The following is a 21,936-nucleotide window of genomic DNA, read 5'->3' as shown; positions in this document are numbered from 1 at the left end:
CCGCGTCCACGGGCTCCACCTCGGGGGCCTGCTCGACGATCACGTGCGCGTTCGTGCCGCTGAACCCGAACGACGACACGCCCGCACGCCGCGGGTGCGTCGTCTCGGGCCACGCCGTCCGCTCCGTGAGCAGGGCGACGGCGCCGGACTCCCAGTCCACGTGCGGGGACGGCTCGTCGATGTGGAGGCTCTGCGGCAGCACGCCGTGCTGCATGGCCAGGACCATCTTCATCACGCCGGCGACACCGGCGGCGGCCTGGGTGTGCCCGATGTTGGACTTGACCGACCCGAGCAGCAGCGGCAGGTCGGTCGGGCGGTCCTGGCCGTACGTGGCCAGCAGGGCCTGGGCCTCGATGGGGTCGCCGAGCGACGTTCCCGTGCCGTGGGCCTCGACCGCGTCGACCTGGTCGGCGGAGAGCCGGGCGTTGGCGAGGGCCTGCCGGATGACGCGCTGCTGCGAGGGCCCGTTGGGCGCGGTCAGGCCGTTGGAGGCGCCGTCCTGGTTGACCGCCGACCCGCGGACCAGGGCCAGGACCGGGCGGCCGTTCCTGCGTGCGTCGGAGAGGCGCTCCAGCAGCAGTACGCCCACGCCCTCGGCGGGGCCGAAGCCGTCGGCGCCGGCCGCGAAGGCCTTGCAGCGGCCGTCCGCGGACAGTCCGCGCTGCTTGCTGAACTCGACGAAGAGGCCGGGGGTGGACATCACGTGGACGCCGCCAGCGAGGGCGAGGTTGCACTCCCCCGCCCGCAGGGCCTGCGCGGCGAGGTGCAGGGCGACGAGCGAGGCGGAGCAGGCGGTGTCGACGGTGACGGCGGGGCCTTCGAGGCCGAAGGTGTAGGAGAGCCGGCCGGACAGGACGCTGGAGGCGTTGCCGGTGCCGAGGTGGCCCGCGTAGTCCTCGGCGGCTTCGAGCAGCGGGGTCAGGTAGTCGGAGCCGTTCATGCCGACGAACACGCCGCACTGGCTGCCGCGCAGGCCGCCCGGGTCGATCCCGGCCCGCTCGAACGCCTCCCACGAGGTCTCCAGCAGCAGCCGCTGCTGCGGGTCCATGGCCATGGCCTCGCGCGGGGAGATCCCGAAGAAGTCGGCGTCGAAGGCGGGGGCGCCGCCCAGGAAGCCGCCTTCGCGGGTGGTCGAGGTTCCCTGCTCGTCGGGGTCGTCCGAGAACAGGTGGTCCAGGTCCCAGCCCCGGTCCGTGGGGAATTCGGTGAGGGCGTCGCCGCCGGCGGCGAGGAGTTCCCACAGCGCTTCGGGGGTCCGGACCCCTCCGGGGAAGCGGCAGCCCATTGCCGTGATGGCGATCGGCTCGTGGGCCTGGCTTTCGATGTCCCGCAGGCGACCGTACGCCTCGTCGAGATCCGTCGTGACCTTCTTGAGGTATTCGCGGAGCTTTGCTTCGTTCGCCACTGGCGCTTCACCTATTCGCATGGTCGAGACCGTGGAAGGACTCAGGGGAATTCAAGGGAGTTCAGGAGACCTGGGGGGGACCCGAGGATATTTGAGGAAATTCGGGAAGACGGGGGCCGTACCGCCGGAACAGGGGTTCCGGCGGTACGGCCTGGGGGTGGGTGGGGTTCAGCCCTGGCCGAACTTCTTGTCGATGAGCGCGAACAGCTCGTCGTCGCTCGCGTCCTCGATCTCGTCCGCGGTGGTCGCCGCACCGTCGACCCGGCGGGCGTCGTTCCACTGGGCCAGCAACGTCTGGAGGCGTACGGCGACGCGGGCGTGCGCCGCGTCGTCGCCGGCCGCCGCGGCCAGGTCCGCCGGGTCCAGGGAGGAGAAGGTGCTCTCCAGACGGTCGAGTTCCTCCAGCACGGAGAGCTTGCGCTCCGCGGTGCCGTCCGGGGCGACCTCGTCCAGCAGGTGCCGGGCGAGGGCGGCCGGGGTCGGGTAGTCGTAGACCATCGTGGCGGGCAGCCGGAGGCCGGCGGCCGCACCGAGCCGGTTGCGGAGTTCGACGGCGGTCAGCGAGTCGAAGCCGAGCTCCTTGAACGCCTGCTCCTCGCCGATGACTTCCGCCGACCTGTACCCGAGGACGGCGGCCACCTGGCCGCGCACCAGGTCCACCACGGTCCGCTCGCGCTCGGCCGCCGGCAGGCCGGCGAGGCGTTCGGTGAGCGTCTCGCCACCGGTGCCGGCGTGCGCGGCCGCGGTCGTGTCCTGCGTCCGGTGCGCGCCGGACGCCTGCGTGGCCGCCCGCCGCTGCCGGACCGGGGTGCGGACCAGACCGCGGAACACGGGCAGGAGTCCGCCGTCCGCGGCCCGGGCCCGCAGGGTGGGCAGGTCGAGGCCGATCGGCAGCAGGACCGGCTCGTCGTCCGCGGCGGCGAGGCCGGCGTCGAAGAGGGCGAGGCCCTCCGCCGCCGACAGCGGGGCGACGCCGCCGCGGGCGGCGCGGTCCCGCTCCGCCCCGGTGAGCCGGCCGGCCATGCCGCGCTCCTCGGCCCACATGCCCCACACCAGGGAGAGGGCGGCCAGGCCGTGGGCCCGCCGGTGCCGGGCAAGGGCGTCGAGGAACACGTTCGCCGCGGCGTAGTTGGCCTGGCCGGCGGAGCCGAGGGTGCCGGCGGCGGCGGAGAACAGGACGAACGCCGACAGGTCGAGGTGGCGGGTGAGCTCGTGCAGGTGCAGCGCCCCCTCCACCTTGGGCCGCAGGACCCGGTCGACGCGCTCGGGGGTGAGCAGGTCGACGATGCCGTCGTCGAGCACGGCCGCGGTGTGCACGACCGCCGTCAGCGGACGCTCGGCCGGTACGGACTCCAGGAGCCCGGCCAGCGCGTCCCGGTCGGCGACGTCGCAGGCCGCCCAGGTGACCTCCGCGCCCAACGCGGTGAGCTGCGCGGTCAGTTCGGGCGCGGTCTCGGTGTCGGCGCCCCTGCGGCCGGTGAGCAGCAGGTGGCGTACGCCGTGCTCGGTGACCAGGTGGTGGGCGAGGAGGCCGGCGAGCCCGCCGCCGGCCCCGGTGACGAGGACCGTGCCGCTGGTGTCGATGCGGCCGGCCGGTTCGCCGGGCTGCGCCGTCCGGGCGTCCACCCGGGCCAGGCGGGGTGCGTACAGGGCACCGCCGCGTACGGCCAGTTCGGGTTCGTCGGACGCGAGGGCGGCGGGCAGGGCCCGGCCGGAGGCTTCGGCGTCGTCGAGGTCGACGAGGGCGAAGCGGTCCGGGTGCTCGGTCTGCGCGGCCCGCAGCAGGCCCCACACCGGGGTGTGGGCGAGGTCGGCGGCCTCGGTGTCCTGGTGGGCGGCCACGGCGCCCCGGGTGACGACGGCCAGGCGGGTGCCGGCGAAGCGGCCGCCGTCCAGCCAGCCCTGCACGGTCGCGAGCACGCGGTGCGTGACCTCGCGGACGTCCTGCGCGAGGCGGTCGGCGGCCGCTGCCGTGGCGCCGGTGGCGGCGGCCGTCATGAACGGCACGACCACGGTGTCGGGCATCGGCTGCCGGCCGGCCGCGACGGCCTCGTCCAGCGCTGCCGGGTCGGCGTACCGGGCGGCGGGCACTCCGGCCCGGCCCAGGGCGGCGGCCAGGCGGGCGTGGGCTCCGTCGGCGTCGCCCGGGGCGTCACCGAGGACCGCGAAGGTCGCGGCGGCCGGGCGGGCCGGCGCCGCCGTGCGCACCCAGTCGAGGCGGAACAGCCCGTCCTGCGACGCCGCGTCCGGGACCGCCGCGAACCGCTCGGCGTCGAGCGCCCGGGTCACCAGCGCCCGGACGGACGCGACGGGTGCGCCCTGTTCGTCGGCCAGTTCGACGGACACCGTGCCGGCGTCGTCGGGGGCGGTGATCCGCAGCCGCAGCGCGTCGGCCCCGACCGCGTGCAGGGCCACCCCGCGCCAGGCGAGGGGCTCGCGTGCGGCGGGGCCACCGCCGCCTGCGGTGGTCGCCGCGAGTGCCTGGACCGCGGCGTCGAGCAGGGCCGGGTGCAGGGCGAATCCGCGCGCGGAGGACCCCTGTTCGTCGGACAGCCGGGCCTGCGCGAAGACCTCCTCGCCCCGTACCCAGATCCGGGTCAGGGTCCGCAGGGCGGGTCCGTGGTAGAGGCCCGCGGCGGCGAGCCGGTCGCGGACCGCGTCGACGGAGACCTCGGCGGCTCCGGCGGGCGGCCAGGACGCCGCGTCGCCGGTGCCGGCGGTGCCGGCGGTCGCGCCGGTGTCCTCGGCCGCTTCCGTGGTGAGGAACCCGGTGGCGTGCCGGGACCAGGTTCCGCCGGACGGCCCGTCGCCGCCGTCGCCCGCCTCGGCGCGGCTGTGGATCTCGGCCTGGCGGCGGCCGGTGTCGTCGGCTCCGCCCACGGTGAGCCGGAGCTGTACGGCCCCGTCCTCCGGGAGGACGAGCGGCTCCTCGGCGGTCAGCTCCGCCAGGTGGCCGCAGCCGACCTCGTCCCCGGCCCGCAGCGCGAGCTCGACGAGGGCCGCGCCGGGCACGACCGCGGAGTCGGCGACGACGTGGTCGGCCAGCCACGGGTGCGTGCGGCGGGAGAGCCGGCCGGTGAACAGGAACCCGCCGGTGCCGGGCAGTTCGACCGCGGCGCCGAGCAGCGGGTGCCCGGCCGCTTCGAGGCCGAGCGAGGCGGCGTCCTCGGCCGCGGCGAAGGAGTCGACCCAGTAGCGCTCGCGCTGGAAGGCGTAGGTGGGCAGGTCGACGCGCCGGGCGCCGGCGCCGGAGTAGTACGCCGTCCAGTCGACGCCGACGCCGTGGACGTGGGCCCGGCCGAGGGCGGCGGCGAGGCTCGCGGCCTCGGGCCGGCCCTTGCGGAGCACGGGCACGAAGACCGCAGGGTCGGAGCCGTCGGCACTGCCGGCGCCCGCGGTGTCGCCGTCGCCGGTCAGGCAGTCCTGGGCGAGCGCGGACAGCACGCCGTCGGGCCCGATCTCGACGTACGCCGTGACGCCGGCGGCCTCCAGGGCGCGGACGCCGTCGAGGAAGCGGACCGCCTCCCGGACGTGCCGCACCCAGAAGTCGGCCGTGGCCATCTCCTCGCCGGCGAGGGCGCCGGTCAGGTTGGACACGACGGGGATGCGCGGGGCCCCGTACGTGAGTTGCTCGGCGACCTTGCGGAAGTCGGCCAGCATGCCGTCCATGTGGGGCGAGTGAAAGGCGTGGCTGACGGTGAGCCGCTTGGTCTTCCGGCCGTCCGCCTCGAAGCGCCCGGCGATCGCCGCCGCGGCGTCCTTGTCACCGGCGATGACCACGGACCGGGGTCCGTTGACGGCCGCGACGCCCACCCGGTCGGTGTCGACGAGCAGCGGCAGGACCTCGTCCTCCGAGGCCTGTACGGCGATCATCGCGCCGCCGGCCGGGAGGGCCTGCATCAGCCGGCCGCGGGCGGCGACCAGCGTGCACGCGTCGTCCAGGGAGAGGACCCCGGCCACGTGTGCGGCGGTGATCTCGCCGATGGAGTGGCCGGACAGGAGGTCCGGGCGCAGGCCCAGGCTCTCGACCAGCCGGTACAGCGCCACTTCGAAGGCGAACAGCCCTGGCTGGGTGAACCCGGTCCGGTCGAGCAGGGTCGGATCCGATCCGAACAGCACCTCCTTCAGGGGCAGTTCTAGGTGGGCGTCCATGCGGGCGCAGACCGCGTCGAGCGCCTCCGCGAACACCGGTTGGGTGTCGTACAGTTCGCGGCCCATGCCGAGGCGCTGGCTGCCCTGCCCGGTGAACAGGAACGCCACCTGCCGTTCCGCCCGGGCCACGCCCCGGGTGAGCGGCGCGGCCAAGTCGCCCGCCGCCAACGCGGTCAGCGCCTCGCGGTGCTCCTCCCCCGCTCCGGCGACGATCACGGCGCGGTGGTCGAGGACCGCCCGGCCGGCCGCGAGCGAGTGGCCGACGTCCACCGGCCGCGGCCGGCCGTGCGCACCGTGCCCGTCCTGCCCGTCGAGGTGGGCGAGGAGCCGGGCGGCCTGCTCGCGCAGGGCCGTCCCGGTGCGGCCCGAGAGGATCCACGGCCACGGGCCGGGGTTCTCGGGTCCGGCCGGCTCGGGGGCCTCGACCGCCGGTGCCTGTTCGAGGATGGCGTGGGCGTTCGTACCGCTCACACCGAACGAGGACACGCCGGCCCGGCGCGGACGCCCGGTCTCGGGCCAGGCCCGCCGCTCGGTGAGCAGCTCGACGTCGCCCGCGGTCCAGTCGACGTGCGGGGTGGGCTCGTCGACGTGCAGGGTCTGCGGCAGCAGGCCGTGGCGCATGGCCATGACCATCTTGATGACGCCCGCGACACCGGCGGCCGCCTGCGTGTGACCGATGTTCGACTTGATCGAACCGAGCAGCAGCGGCTGCCCGTCGGGCCGGTCCTGGCCGTAGGTCGCCAGCAGGGCCTGCGCCTCGATCGGGTCGCCGAGCCTGGTGCCGGTGCCGTGCGCCTCGACGGCGTCCACGTCTGCGGCGGCCAGGCCGGCGCTCGCGAGCGCCTGACGGATCACCCGCTGCTGCGAGGGCCCGTTCGGGGCCGTCAGGCCGTTGCTCGCACCGTCCTGGTTGACGGCCGAACCACGGACCACGGCCAGCACCGGATGCCCGTTGGCCTGCGCGTCCGACAGCCGCTCCACGAGCAGCATGCCGACGCCCTCACCCCAGCCGGTGCCGTCCGCACCGGCCGCGAAGGCCTTGATCCGGCCGTCCGAGGCGAGCCCGCCCTGCCGGCTGAACTCGACGAAGGCGCCCGGCGTCGACATCACGGTGACACCGCCTGCCAGGGCCATCGAGCACTCGCCGCTGCGCAGCGCCTGCACCGCCAGGTGCAGCGCCACGAGGGACGCCGAGCAGGCGGTGTCGACGGTCACGGCCGGGCCTTCCAGCCCGAACACGTAGGAGAGCCGACCGGAGACGACACTGGCGGAGTTGCCGGTGCTCATGAAGCCGTCGCCGCCGTCGGCGGAGTTCAGCACGAGCGACAGGTAGTCCTGGCCGTTGGTGCCGACGAACACGCCGGTCTGGCCGCCCCGCACCGACGACGGGTCGATGCCGGCCCGCTCGAACGCCTCCCAGGAGGTCTCCAGCAGGAGCCGCTGCTGCGGGTCCATGGCCAGGGCCTCGCGCGGGGAGATCCCGAAGAAGCCGGGGTCGAACTCCGCGACGTCGTACAGGAATCCGCCTTCGCGGGCGTACGAGGCCTCCTGCCCGAACCGCGACCCGAACAGTTCCTCGGCGTCCCAGCCGCGGTCGGCCGGGAACTCGCCGATGGCGTCGCCGCCGGCGGCCAGCAGCTGCCAGAGCTCCTCGGGGGTGCGCACACCGCCGGGGAAGCGGCAGCTCATCGCGACGATCGCGATCGGGTCGTCGTCGGCCACCCGGACCGCGGGGACGGGAGCGGCCTGTTCGGTCCCGGCGCCGAGGAGTTCGCGACGCAGGTGGTCCGCCAGGTCGGCGGAGGTCGGGTAGTCGTAGATCAGGGTGGCGGGGAGGCGCAGCCCGGTGGCCGCGCCGAGCCGGTTGCGGAGTTCGACGGCGGTCAGCGAGTCGAAGCCGAGCTCCTTGAACGCCCTTCCCGCGGCGATGCTCTCCGCTCCGGCGTGGCCGAGGACCGCGGCGACCTCCTTGCGGACGAGGTCGAGCAGCAGCCGGTCGCGTTCGGCGACGGAGAGGCCCGCCAGCCGCTGCGCGAGGGAGTCCCGGCCGCCCGCGGGCGTGTCGCCCGGGGTGTCGCCGCCGGTCATCAGGGCGGCGACGGCGCCACGCGCGTCGGGCAGTGCGGCGAGGAGGCGGCTGGGGCGGACCGCGGTGAAGCCGGGGGCGAAGCGCTCCCAGTCGACGTCCGCGACGGCGACGACGGTGTCGTTCGCGTCGAGGGCGCGCCGGAGGGCGTCGACGGCCGCTTCGGCGTTCATGGGCGGTACGCCGCCCTTGCGCATCCGGGCTTCGAGGGCCCGGTCGGCGGCCATGCCGCCCTCGGCCCACGGACCCCAGGCGATCGAGGTCGCGGCGAGGCCGGCGGCCCGGCGCTGCTCGGCCAGCGCGTCGAGGTAGGCGTTGGCGGCGGCGTAGTTGGCCTGGCCGGCGGTTCCCCAGGTCCCGGTGACGGAGGAGAACAGCACGAAGGCGGACAGCTCGATGCCGAGTTCGGCGGTGAGCTCGTGCAGGTGCAGCGCGGAGGCCGCCTTCGCCCGCAGCACGTTCTCGAAGCGGTCCGGAGTCAGCGCGTCCAGGACACCGTCGTCCAGCACGCCGGCGGTGTGGACCACCGCCGTGAGGGTCTCGGCCTCGGCGGCCAGCAGCGTACGGAGTGCGTCCCGGTCGGCGGCGTCGCACGCCACGACCGACACCTCCGCACCCAGCTCCACCAGCTCCGCCGCCAGCTCGGCGGCGCCCGGAGCATCCGGGCCCCGGCGGCTGGTCAGCACCAGCCGCTCCGCACCCGCACCGGCCAGCCAGCGGGCCACGCGCCCGCCGAGGGCACCCGTACCACCGGTGACGAGCACCGTCCCGGACGGCGCCCAGGACTCGGAGGTGTCTGCGGCTGCGCGGACGAGGCGGCGTCCGAAGACCCCGGAGGAACGAACCGCGACCTGGTCCTCACCGGCCGCACCGCCGGCGAGCACGCCGACCAGCCGGCCCATCGCCCGCTCGTCCCAGACCTCGGGCAGGTCGACCAGACCGCCCCAGCGTCCGGGCAGTTCCAGCGCGGCCACCCGGCCCAGGCCCCACGTCTGAGCCTGCACCGCCGACACCAGCCGGTCCGAACGGCCCACGCTCACCGCACCACGGGTCAGGCACCACAACGGCGCCCCCACCCCGGCATCACCCAACGCCTGCACCAACACGGCCGTAGCCACCACACCGGCGGCCTCGTCCAGCGCCAGCAGCGACACCACACCCGCGACGCCCTCGACACCGGCCAGCAGACCGGCCACAGCGGCACGGTCCGCACCGGCCCCGACGACCACCTGGCGGACCTCGGCACCACGCCCGACCAGGGCGTCCATCACGGCCGCGGCACCGTCGACACCGGCGGCAGGCGTCACCACCAGCCAGGTACCGGACAGGCGCGCGGCGGCCGCGGCATCCGCCAGCGGCTTCCACGACACCCGGTACCGCCAGCCGTCCGCGCCCGATCCGCTGCCCGCGGCCACGCGACGCTGCACCAGAGCGGCTTCCGGCCAGTACCGGCGGCGCTGGAAGGCGTACGTGGGCAGGTCGACCCGTACGGCACCGGCCCCGTAGACCGCGTGCCAGTCGACGGAGAACCCGCGGACATGGATCCGGGCCAGGGCGGCCATCACCGTCTCGGCCTCGGGGCGGCCCTTGCGCACGGCGGGCACGAACACGGCTCCGGGCTCGCGGACGCACTCCTGGCCGAGGGCGGACAGTACGCCGTCCGGGCCGAGCTCGACGTACGTCGTGACGCCCGCGGCCTCCAGGGCCCGGATGCCGTCGAGGAAGCGGACGGCCTCGCGGACGTGCCGCACCCAGAAGTCCGCCGAGCCCGTCTCGTCCGAGACGAGGGCTCCGGTCAGGTTGGAGACGACCGGGATACGGGGCGCTTCGAAGGACAGACCCGCCACCACCTGGCGGAAGTCGTCGAGCATGCCGTCCATGTGCGGCGAGTGGAACGCGTGGCTGACCGTCAACTGCTTGGTCTTCCGTTCCTGGGCCCGGAAGTGCTCGGCGATCGCGACGGCCGCGCCCTCGTCACCGGCGATGACCACCGACTGCGGGCCGTTGACCGCGGCGATGCTCACCCGGTCGGTGTCGACGAGCAGCGGCAGGACCTCGTCCTCCGACGCCTGCAGCGCGATCATGGCGCCGCCGGCCGGGAGCGCCTGCATCAGCCGGCCACGGGCGGCGACCAGCGTGCACGCGTCGTCCAGCGAGAAGACACCGGCCACGTGGGCCGCCGCGATCTCACCGATGGAGTGGCCGGAGACGACGTCCGGCTTCAGGCCCCAGCTCGCCACGAGCCGGAACAGGGCCACCTCGACGGCGAACAGCGCCGGCTGGGTGTACTCCGTCCGGTCCAGCAGGCCCGCGTCCGTTCCGAACAGGACCTCCTTCAGCGGCACGTCGAGGTCGAAGCGGGCGCACACCTCGTCCAGCGCGTCCGCGAACACGGGGAAGGCGTCGTACAGCTCGCGGCCCGTGCCGGGGCGCTGGCTGCCCTGTCCGGTGAACAGGAAGGCGACCTTGCCTCCGGCCGGCGAGCCCGTCACCACACCTGCCGCCGGGTCGCCCGCCGCCAGCGCGGTGAGGCCTGCGAGCAGGCCCGCACGGTCGGCGGCGACCACGGCCGCGCGCTCCTCGAACGAGGAGCGGCCGGTCGCGAGGGTCACGCCGACGTCGATCGGGCGGAGTGCGGAGTCGGCGAGCAGCCGCGCCCGCAGGCCCTCGGCCTGGGCGCGGAGTGCGGCCTCGCTCCTCGCGGAGACCAGCAGCGGCAGCGGGAGCGGCAGGGGGTTCTCCTGCGCCTCGGCCGTCGCCCGCGCCGGCGGGGCCTGCTCGATGATCGTGTGGGCGTTGGTGCCGCTGAAGCCGAACGAGGAGATGCCGGCCCGGCGCGGGCGGCCGGTCTCCGGCCACTCCCGGCGCTCGGTGAGCAGCTCGATCTCGCCGGCCTCCCAGTCGACCTGGGGCGAGGGCTCGTCGATGTGGAGGCTCTGGGGCAGCACGCCGTGCTGCACGGCCAGCACCATCTTGATGACGCCCGCGACGCCCGCCGCGGCCTGCGTGTGGCCGATGTTCGACTTGACGGAGCCGAGGAACAGCGGCTCGCCGTCCGTGCGGTCCCGGCCGTACGTGGCGAGCAGCGCCTGCGCCTCGATGGGGTCGCCGAGGGTCGTACCCGTGCCATGGGCCTCGACGGCGTCCACGTCGGCGGCCGCCAGCCCGGCGCTCGCGAGGGCGGCGCGGATGACGCGCTGCTGCGAGGGCCCGTTGGGGGCGGTCAGTCCGTTGCTCGCACCGTCCTGGTTGACGGCCGAGCCGCGGACGACCGCCAGCACCGGGTGGCCCTTGCGCTGCGCGTCCGACAGGCGTTCGACGAGCAGCATGCCGACGCCCTCGCCCCAGCCGGTGCCGTCCGCGGCCGCCGCGAAGGCCTTGATCCGGCCGTCGGCTGCCAGGCCGCGCTGCCGGCTGAACTCGATGAAGGTGCCGGGCGTCGACATGACGGTGACGCCGCCGGCCAGGGCGAGGTCGCATTCGCCGTTGCGGAGCGCCTGGATCGCCCAGTGCAGGGCGACCAGCGACGAGGAGCATGCGGTGTCGACGGTCACGGCCGGGCCTTCGAGGCCGAACACGTACGACAGGCGGCCGGAGACGACGCTGGCGGCGTTGCCGGTGCCCAGGTGGCCTTCGAGGCCGGACGGGTCCTCCAGGAGGACGGACAGGTAGTCCTGGCCGTTGGTGCCGACGAACACGCCGGCCTGGCTGCCGCGCAGGGTCTCGGGGTCGATGCCGGCCCGTTCGAAGGCCTCCCAGGAGGTCTCCAGCAGCAGGCGCTGCTGCGGGTCCATGGCGAGGGCCTCGCGCGGGGAGATCCCGAAGAAGTCGGCGTCGAAGTCGGCGGCGTCGTAGAGGAAGCCGCCCTGCCGGGTGTACGAGGTGCCCGCTGCGCCCGGATCGGCGTCGTACAGGGCGTCGAGGTCCCAGCCGCGGTCCAGGGGGAGGTCCGAGATCGCGTCGGTGCCGGACGCCAGCAGCTGCCAGAGGTCCTCGGGGGTGCGTACGCCGCCGGGGAAGCGGCAGCTCATCGCGACGATGGCGATCGGGTCGTCGTCGGCGGCCGCGGCCACCGGGCCGGTCACCTCGGCCTGCGTGCCGAGGAGTTCGGCGAGCAGGTGGGCGGCGAGTGCGGCCGGCGTCGGGTAGTCGTAGACGAGCGTGGCCGGGAGCCGGAGTCCGGTGGTCGCGCCGAGCCGGTTGCGGAGTTCGACGGCGGTCAGCGAGTCGAAGCCGATCTCGCGGAAGGCCCGCCCGGCCTCGACGTCCTCGGCGCCGGAGTGGCCGAGGACCTCGGCGACCTCCTCGCGGACGAGGTCGAGGAGGAACGGCTCCCGGTCGCTCTCGACCAGGCTCCCGAGGTGAGCGGCGAGCGAGGCGCCCGAGCGGTCGGTACGGTCGCCCGCGGCCCGGGCGCCGCCGGTGGCGGCCTCGGCCTCGGGCAGGTCGCCGAGCAGCCGGCCTGCGCGTACCGCCGTGAAGCCGGGCGCGAACGCCGCCCAGTCGAAGTCGACGATCGTCAGGGCGGCGTCGTCGGAGCCGACGGCCTGCCGGAGCGCGGTGAGGGCGAGGACGGCGTTCATGGGCGGTACGCCGCCCCGGCGCATGCGGGCTTCGAGGGCCTGGTCGGCGGCCATGCCGCCCTCGGCCCACGGACCCCAGGCGATCGAGGTCGCGGCCAGGCCGGCGGCCCGGCGCTGCTCGGCGAGCGCGTCCAGGTAGGCGTTGGCGGCGGCGTAGTTGCCCTGGCCGGCCGCACCGATGGTGCCGCTCATGGAGGAGAACAGCACGTAGGCGGACAGCTCGATGCCGAGCTCGCCGGTCAGCTCGTGCAGGTTGCGGGCCGAGTCGACCTTGGCCCGCAGCACGTTCTCGAAGCGGTCCGGCGTCAGCGCGTCCAGGACGCCGTCGTCCAGCACGCCGGCGGTGTGGACCACCGCGGTGAGGGTCTCGGCCTCGGCGGCCAGCAGCGTACGGAGTGCGTCGCGGTCGGCGGCGTCGCACGCCACGACCGACACCTCCACCCCGAGTTCGGAGAGCTCCGCCGCCAGCTCGGCGGCGCCCGGAGCGTCAGCGCCCCGGCGGCTGGTCAGCACCAGCCGCTCCGCACCGGCACCGGCCAGCCAGCGGGCCACGCGCCCACCGAGGGCACCCGTACCACCGGTGACCAGCGCCGTCCCGGACGGCGTCCAGGAGGCAGAACCCTCGGCGCGAGCCGCCCGGACCAGACGGCGTCCGAAGACCCCGGACGACCGGACGGCGACCTGGTCCTCACCGGCGACACCGCCGGCGAGCACGCCGACCAGCCGGCCCATCGCCCGCTCGTCCCACACCTCGGGCAGGTCGACCAGACCGCCCCAGCGTCCGGGCAGTTCCAGCGCGGCCACCCGGCCCAGGCCCCACGTCTGAGCCTGCACCGCCGACACCAGCCGGTCCGAACGGCCCACGCTCACCGCACCACGGGTCAGGCACCACAGGGGCACCTCCACCCCTGCATCACCCAACGCCTGCACCAACACGGCCGTCGCGACGACACCGGCGGCCTCGTCCAGCGCCAGCAGCGACACCACACCCGCGACGCCCTCGACCCCGGCCAGCAGACCGGCCACAGCGGCACGGTCCGCACCGGTCCCGACGACCACCTGACGGACCTCGGCACCACGCCCGACCAGGGCGTCCATCACGGCCGCGGCACCGTCGACACCGGCGGCAGGCGTCACCACCAGCCAGGTACCGGACAGGCGCGCGGCGGCCCCGGCATCCGCCAGCGGCTTCCACGACACCCGGTAGCGCCAGCGGTCCACCTCGGACTGCTCCTGGCCCTGTCGCCGCCATGCGGAGAGGGCGGGGACGAGCGCGCTGAACGGCGCATCGGCGTCGACTTCCAGCTCGGCGGCCAGGGAGGCGAGGTCGCCGTGCTCCACCGCCTCCCAGAAGCGGGCGTCCACCGCGCCGGGGGCCGCGGCGGGCACCGTGCTGCCGCTCGACAGGGACTTCTCCGGCCAGTAGCGCTGCCGCTGGAAGGCGTACGTCGGCAGCTCGACGCGCTCCGCGCCGGTACCGGCGAAGAACGCGGACCAGTCCACCTCCACGCCCCGCACGTAGGCGCGGGCGACGGCGGCTACCGCCGTGTCCGCCTCCGGGCGGCCCGCACGCAGTACGGGCACGCAGGCGACGTCGGCGGTGCCCGTCAGGCACTCCTGGGCAAGCGCGGACAGTACGCCGTCCGGCCCGAGCTCGACGAACGTGGTCACCCCGGCGGCTTCGAGGGCGCGGACGCCGTCGAGGAAACGGACCGCCTCGCGGACGTGCCGCACCCAGAAGTCCGCGGACCCCATCTCGTCGCTGACGAGGGCGCCGGTCAGGCAGGACACGACCGGGAGGCGGGGGACCTCGAAGGACAGACCCGCCACCACCTGCCGGAACTCGTCGAGCATGCCGTCCATGTGCGGCGAGTGGAACGCGTGGCTGACCGTCAGCCGCTTGGTCTTCCGTTCCTGGGCCCGGAAGTGCTCGGCGATCGCGACGGCCGCGCCCTCGTCACCGGCGATGACCACCGACTGCGGGCCGTTGACCGCGGCGATGCTCACGCGGTCGGCGTCGGTCAGCAGCGGCAGGACCTCGTCCTCCGACGCCTGCACGGCGATCATCACGCCGCCGGCGGGGAGGGCCTGCATCAGCCGGCCGCGGGCCGCGACCAGCGTGCACGCGTCGTCCAGCGACAGCACGCCCGCCACATGCGCGGCAGCGATCTCGCCGATGGAGTGACCGGCCACGAAGTCCGGCCGCACGCCCCAGCTCTCCACGAGGCGGAACAGGGCCACCTCGACCGCGAACAGCGCCGGCTGCGTGTACTCCGTCCGGTCCAGCTGGCCCGCGTCCGTTCCGAACAGGACGTCCTTCAACGGGAGTGGGAGCTTCTCGCAGACGGCGTCGAGGGCCCGGGCGAACACGGGGAAGGCCTCGTACAGCTCACGGCCCATGCCGAGCCGCTGGCTGCCCTGTCCGGTGAACAGGAAGGCCAGGGCGCCGCCCGACACCGAGCCCTGTACCAGCCCCGGGGCCTGCTCTCCGGCCGCGAGGGCGTCCAGGCGGGTGAGGAGTGCGTCGCCGTCCGACGGCTCGCCGAACACCACCGCGCGGTGCTCCAGGGCGGCCCGGTGCAGGGCGAGGGAGTGGCCGAGGTCCACGGCGCCCCGGGAGCCGGGCGCGGCGAGTGCGTCGGCCGCGGCCGGGCGCAGGCGGTCCGCCTGGGCGCGCAGGGCGGCCGCGGTGCGGCCGGAGACCGTCCACGGCAGGACCGCCGGGACCGACCCGGCCCCGGTCGGCGTGGCCGGCTTCGCGGCCGCCGCCGACTGGTCCTCCTGCGGTGCCTGTTCGAGGACGGCGTGGGCGTTGGTGCCGCTGTAGCCGAACGAGGAGATTCCGGCGCGGCGGGGGTGGCCGGTCTCGGGCCAGGGACGCTGCTCGGTCAGCAGCTCGATGTCGCCGGCGGACCAGTCCACGTAGGGGGTCGGCTCGTCGATGTGGAGGGTCTGCGGGAGCAGCCCGTGCCGCATGGCCATGACCATCTTGATGACGCCGGCGGCGCCGGCGACGGCCTGCGTGTGGCCGATGTTGGACTTCACCGAGCCGAGGAACAGCGGCCGGTCTTCGGGGCGGTCCTGCCCGTACGTGGCGAGGAGGGCCTGCGCTTCGATCGGGTCGCCGAGCCGGGTGCCCGTGCCGTGCGCCTCCACGGCGTCGACCTCGGCGGCGGTGAGGCCGGCGTCGGCGAGGGCCTCGCGGATGACGCGCTGCTGGGACGGGCCGTTGGGGGCGGTGAGGCCGTTGGATGCGCCGTCCTGGTTGACGGCGGTGCCACGGACCACGGCGAGGACCGGGTGGCCGTTGCGGCGGGCGTCGGATAGCCGCTCCAGGAGGAGCAGGCCGACGCCTTCGGACCAGATGGTGCCGTCGGCGGCCGCGGCGAACGCCTTGATGCGGCCGTCCCCGGCCAGGCCGCGCTGGCGGCTGAACTCGGTGAACGCGCCGGGCGTGGACATGATGGTCACGGCGCCGGCGAGGGCCATCGTGCATTCGCCGCGGCGCAGGGCGTGGGCGGCGAGGTGCAGGGTGACGAGCGACGAGGAGCAGGCCGTGTCGATGGTGACGGCCGGGCCTTCGAGGCCGAAGGTGTAGGAGATGCGGCCGGAGACGACGCTGGCCGCGTTGCCGGTGCCGAGATGGCCTTCGAGGTCGGCGGCGCCCGCGTCGTCGAGCCAGAGCTGGAGGTAGTCCTGGGCGTTGGAGCCGACGAACACGCCGGTGCGGCTGCCGCGCAGGGCGGTCGGGTCGATGCCCGCGCGTTCGAAGGTCTCCCAGGTGGTCTCCAGCAGCAGGCGCTGCTGCGGGTCCATGGCGAGGGCCTCGCGCGGGGAGATCCCGAAGAAGGCCGGGTCGAAGTCGGCGGCCTCGTGCAGGAAGCCGCCCTCGCGGACGTAGCTGGTGCCTTCGCGGTCGGGGTCGTCGCTGTAGAGGGTGTCGAGGTCCCAGCCGCGGTCGGCGGGGAAGGCGGTGATGCCGTCGCGGCCCTCGGCGAGCATCCGCCACAGGTCCTCGGGGGAGGTGACGCCGCCCGGGAAGCGGCAGTTCATCGCGACGATGGCGATCGGGTCGTCGTCGGCGTCGTGGGCGGCGCGGGCCGCGGAGGCGGCGCGTCGGCGGGCGGGGAGGCGGCCGGCGCCGGTCGCGCCGGTCGCGGTGGCGGCGTCGTCGGCGGCGGCGAGGTCGCCGACGAGCTCCTCGAGGAGGTACTGGGCGAGGGCGGTGGCCGTCGGGTAGTCGAAGACGAGGGTGGCGGGCAGGCGGCGGCCGGTGGCCTCGCCGAGCAGGTTGCGCAGCTCGACGGCGGTCAGCGAGTCGAAGCCCAGCTCCTTGAAGGAGCGGCCCGGTTCGACGGCGGCGGCGTTCGGGTAGCCCAGGGCCGTGGCGACCTGCTTGCGGACGAGGTCGAGGAGCGTGCGCTCCTGCTCGGCGGCCGGGAGGCCGACCAGGCGCTGCCGCAGGCCGGAGGCACCCGCCGCGGCGGCCGCGGCGCCCGCGGACCGGCGGGCGGGGACCCGGACGAGTCCGCGGAGCAGCGGGGAGAGGGTGCCGGCCTGGGCCTGGGGGCGCAGCCCGGCGGTGTCGATGCGCATCAGGACGGGGACGGCCTCGTCGAGGCGGTGCGCGAGGTCGAACAGGTCGAGGCCCTCGGCCGAGGTCAGCGGGGGCAGTCCGCCGCGGGTCATGCGGCTGACGTCGGCTTCGGTGAGGCTGCCGGCCATGCCCGAGCCGTCGGCCCACAGGGCCCAGGCCAGGGAGGTGGCGGGCAGGCCGAGGGAGCGGCGGTGCCGGGCGAGCGCGTCGAGGAAGACGTTGGCGGCGGCGTAGTTGCCCTGGCCGGCGCCGCCGAAGACGCCGCCGATGGAGGAGAAGAGGAGGAAGGCGGAGAGGTCGAGGTCGCGGGTCAGCTCGTGCAGGTGGACGGCCGCGTCGACCTTGGGGCGCAGGACGGCTGACAGGCGCTCGGGGGTGAGGGAGGTGATCACGCCGTCGTCGAGGACGCCGGCGGTGTGGACGACCGCGCCGAGCGGGTGCTCGGCGGGGACGGCCTCCAGTACGGCGGCCAGCGCGTCGCGGTCGGCGACGTCGCAGGCGGCCCAGGTCACCGAGGCGCCCGCGGCGGTGAGTTCGTCGGCGAGGCGCTGCGCCTGCGGGGTGGAGCCGCCGCGGCGGCCGACGAGCAGCAGGTGCCGTACGCCGTGCTCGGCGACGAGGCGGCGGGCGATCAGCCCGCCGAGGAGACCTCCGGCCCCGGTGATCAGCACGGTCGACTCCGGCGCGTACCGGATGCCGGCGGCGGCCTGCTGAGCCTCCCGCTCCTGCTCCTGCCCGTGCTCGTGTTCCTGCTCCGCTTCCTCGGGCTGCCGGGCCACGCGGGCGAGGCGGGGCGCGAGGGCGGTACCGCCGCGCAGGGCGAGTTCCGGCTCGGCGGCGGCCCGGGCTGCGGCGAGGGCGGCGGGCAGGGCGCGTACGGAGTCCGCGGTGCCGTCGGTGTCGACCAGCAGCAGCCGGTCGGGGTTCTCGGCCTGTGCGGAGCGCAGCAGGCCGCGTACGGCCGCGTGGCCGGGGTCGGTGAGGGCGTCGGCGCCGGTGGTGCCGTCGCCGGCCTCGACCGCGCCCGAGGTGAGGACGACGAGGCGGGTGGCGGCGAACCGGTCGCCGGTGAACGGCTCCTCCCCCAGCCAGGTCCGGGCGAGGGCGAGGGCGTGGTGCGCGGCCCGGTGCACGGCCTCGGCGGACAGCTCCGGTGCGGCGGGGCCGGCCGGGGCGTAGGCGGCGAAGAGGGCCTGCGGGACGGGTGCTCCGGCGTCGACGGCGGCGGCCAGCTCGGCGGGGTCCGCGTAGACGGCGATGTCGGCGGCGTCCCGGACGGGGCCCGTGCCGAGCAGGGCGGCGGGGACCTCGGTCCCCAGGACCGCCCAGCGACCGCGCAGGTCCGCGTCCGTGTCGGCGTCCGCGCCGGTGGCGGTGGCGGTGGGCAGGGCCGTCCACTCGGTGCGGAACACCGCCTCGTGGTGGGCGGTACGGGCCGCCCGGACCTGCTCGGCGGACACGGCGCGCAGGACGAGCGAGTCGACGGTCGCGACGGGTGCACCGGTGACGTCCGCGATCTCCAGGCGTATGCCGTCGCCCGCGCCGGTCGGCGCGAGGTGGACGCGCAGGGCGTCGGCACCGCTCGCGTGGAGGGTCACCCCGGTCCAGGCGAACGGGAGCCGGCCCTCGCCCTCGGTGCCGCCGAGCACGCCGAGGCCGAGGGTGTGCAGTGCCGCGTCCAGCAGCGCCGGGTGGAGTCCGAAGTCCCGGGCCGCGGCCGCGGTGTCCTCGGGGAGGGCGACCTCGGCGTAGACGCCGTCGCCGTGCCGCCAGGCGGCGGTGAGGCCGCGGAAGGCCGGGCCGTAGCCCATGCCGACCTCGGCCAGGTCGGTGTAGAGGCCGTCCGTGGGGAGGGGTTCGGCGTCGGCGGGGGGCCACTGGCCGGCCGCGAACACCGATCGGGCCGGGACGGCGGCGCGGGCGAGGACACCGCCGGCGTGCCGGGTCCAGGGCTCGTCGGCGGCGCTGTCCGAGGGGCGGGAGGAGAGGCTGAAGGAGCGCCGGCCGGAGCCGTCGGCGTCGGGTGCGCTCACGTTGATCTGGAGCTGCACCCCGCCGCGTTCGGGCAGGACGAACGGCGCTTCGAGGGTCAGCTCCTCAAGGGTGTCGCAGCCGACCTGGTCACCGGCCCACACCGCCAGCTCGACGAAGGCCGTGCCGGGGAGCAGGATGCTGCCCATGACCCGGTGGTCGGCCAGCCAGGGGTGGGTGGCGGCGGACAGCAGACTGGTGAAGGCGAAGCCGTCGGAGTCGGCGAGGGCGACCATGGCGCCGAGCAGCGGGTGTGCGGCCGCAGCCAGGCCGGCCGCGGTGAGGTCGCCGATCCGGCTGCCGGGCTCGATCCAGTAGCGCTGCCGCTGGAAGGCGTAGGTGGGCAGGTCGTCGACGGGGCGGACGCCGGTGCCGGTGGCGGTGGCCGTGGCGGCGAAGAAGGCCTGCCAGTCGACGCGGACGCCGTGGGCGTGGGCCCGGGCGAGGGCGGTCACGAGGGCCTCGGCCTCGTCGCGGCCCTTGCGCAGGACGGGCACGAAGACGGCGTCCTCGGTGACGCACTCCTGGGCGAGGGCGGACAGCACCCCGTCGGGGCCGAGCTCGACGAACGTGGTCACCCCGGCGGCTTCGAGGGCGCGGACGCCGTCCAGGAAGCGGACGGCCTCGCGGACGTGCCGCACCCAGAACTCCGCCGACCCCATCTCGCCGGTGACGAGGGCCCCGGTCAGGTTCGACACGACCGGGATGCGGGGGGCCTCGAAGGTCAGCCCGGCCACCACCCGGCGGAAGTCGTCGAGCATGCCGTCCATGTGCGGCGAGTGGAACGCGTGGCTGACGGTGAGCCGCTTGGTCTTGCGACCCTGCGCCTCGAAGTGCGCGGCAACGGCGGCCGCCGCGCCCTCGTCACCGGCGACGACGACCGACTGCGGGCCGTTGACCGCGGCGACGGACACCTGGTCGGCGTCGGTGAGCAGCGGCAGGACCTCGTCCTCCGAGGCCTGGACCGCGATCATCACGCCGCCGGCGGGGAGGGCCTGCATCAGCCGGCCGCGGGCCGCGACCAGGGTGCACGCGTCGTCCAGGGACAGGACCCCGGCGACGTGCGCGGCGGCGATCTCACCGATCGAGTGCCCGGCAACGAAGTCCGGTCGCACACCCCACGATTCGACGAGGCGGAACAGCGCCACCTCGACCGCGAACAGGGCGGGCTGCGTGTACTCCGTCCGGTCCAGCAGCTCCGTGTCCGACCCGAACAGGACGTCCTTCAGCGGGAGTTCCAGCCGCTCGCAGACGGCGTCGAGGGCCCGGGCGAACACGGGGAACGCCTCGTACAGCTCACGGCCCATGCCGAGCCGCTGGCTGCCCTGCCCGGTGAACAGGAAGGCGACCTTCCCGCCGGCCGGCGCGCCCGTGACGACGCCGGCCGCCGTACCGCCCTCCGCCAGCGCGGCGAGACCGGCCAGCAGGCCCTCGCGGTCGGCGGCGACGACCGCGGCCCGGTCCTCGAACTGGGCCCGGCCCGCGGCCAGCGACCACGCGATGTCGAGCGCGGCGGTCCCGTCGTGCTCCCGGGCGTAGGCGAGGAGCCGTGCCGCCTGCTCGCGCAGGGCGTCCCGGCCCTTCGCCGACAGCAGCCACGGCAGGACCTGCGGTGCCTGCGGTGCCTGCGGCGCGGTGTTCTCGGGCTGCTGCTCGGGGGTGCGGTCGGCCTCGGGTGCCTGCTCGATGATGGTGTGGACGTTGGTGCCGCTCACGCCGAAGGCGGAGACGCCGGCCCGGTACGGGCGCCCGGTCTCCGGCCACGGCCGCTGCTCGGTGAGCAGGGAGACCGCGCCGGCCTCCCAGTCGACGTGCGAGGTCGGCGCGTCGACGTGCAGGGTCCTGGGCAGGGTCCCGTGCCGCATCGCCATGACCATCTTGATGACGCCGGCGATGCCGGCGGTGTTCTGGGTGTGCCCGATGTTGGACTTGAGGGAGCCCAGCCACAGCGGCCGGTCCGCCGGGCGGTCCTGGCCGTAGGTGGCGAGCAGGGCCTGCGCCTCGATGGGGTCGCCCAGGGTGGTGCCGGTGCCGTGGGCCTCGACGACGTCGACGTCGGCGGGGGTGAGGCGGGCGCTTTCGAGGGCCTGGCGGATGACGCGCTGCTGCGCGGGCCCGTTGGGGGCGGTCAGGCCGTTGCTCGCGCCGTCCTGGTTGACGGCGGAGCCGCGGACGAGGGCCAGGATCCGGTGCCCGTTGCGGCGGGCGTCGGAGAGGCGTTCCACGAGGAGGACGCCGACGCCCTCGGACCAGCCGGTGCCGTCCGCGGCCTCGGCGAAGGACTTGCAGCGGCCGTCGGGCGACAGTCCGCGCTGGCGGCTGAACTCGACGAAGACGTCCGGGCCGGCGAGGACGGTGACGCCGGCGGCGACGGCCAGGGAGCACTCGCCCTGGCGCAGGGCCTGGACGGCCATGTGCAGGGCGACGGAGGAGGAAGAGCAGGCCGTGTCTACGGTGGCGGCGGGGCCTTCCAGGCCGAAGACGTAGGCGAGGCGTCCGGAGACGACGCTGGAGGCGGTGCCGGTGAGGAGGTGTCCCTCGACCCCGTCGGGCAGGTCGCCCGAGCCGGCGCCGTACGCGTTGGCGGACGCGCCGACGAAGACGCCGGCCCGGCTGCCGCGCAGGGTCGCCGGGTCGATGCCGGCCCGTTCGAAGACCTCCCAGGTGGTCTCCAGCAGCAGGCGCTGCTGCGGGTCCATGGCGAGGGCCTCGCGCGGGGAGATCCCGAAGAAGGCCGGGTCGAACTCGGGTGCCCCGTACAGGAATCCGCCGTCGCGGGCGTAGGTGGTACCGGGGTGGTCGGGGTCGGGGTCGTACAGCGACTCGACGTCCCAGCCGCGGTCGGCGGGGAAGCCCGAGATGGCGTCGCCGCCGCTCTCGACGAGCTTCCACAGGTCCTCGGGCGAGCCGACTCCGCCGGGGAAGCGGCAGCTCATGCCGACGATCGCGATGGGTTCGCGGGAGGCGTCGGTGAGCTCCTGGTTCCGGCGGCGCAGCCGCTCGGTTTCCTTGAGGGAGGCCCGCAGCGCTTCAACGACTTTTTCGTTCGGGGTGGTCATCATTTGCTCCGCACTTCGGGCAC

2 protein-coding genes are annotated in these 21,936 nt (G+C 75.4%); both read right to left on the bottom strand.

Translation table 11 applies throughout. The features are described from left to right. A partial coding sequence (locus tag ACZ4VL_RS33400) for a type I polyketide synthase (RefSeq protein ID WP_468207641.1) occupies positions 1–1,426 on the bottom strand: 1,426 nt, incomplete at its 3' end. Positions 1,427–1,573: 147 nt separating this feature from the next. Continuing rightward, a complete protein-coding gene (locus ACZ4VL_RS33395) occupies positions 1,574–21,916 on the bottom strand; it encodes a type I polyketide synthase (RefSeq protein ID WP_468207638.1) in 20,343 nt (6,780 codons plus the stop codon). Between the last annotated feature and the right edge of the window lie 20 nt (positions 21,917–21,936).

This window comes from Streptomyces sp. NPDC029014 (assembly GCF_055564695.1).
This window is presented reverse-complemented; position numbering and strand designations above follow the sequence as displayed.

Bases quoted from the DNA above. Each gene is read 5' to 3' on its own strand.
- ACZ4VL_RS33395 (WP_468207638.1), bottom strand. From the start codon at position 21,916: ATGATGACCACCCCGAACGAAAAAGTCGTTGAAGCGCTGCGGGCCTCC.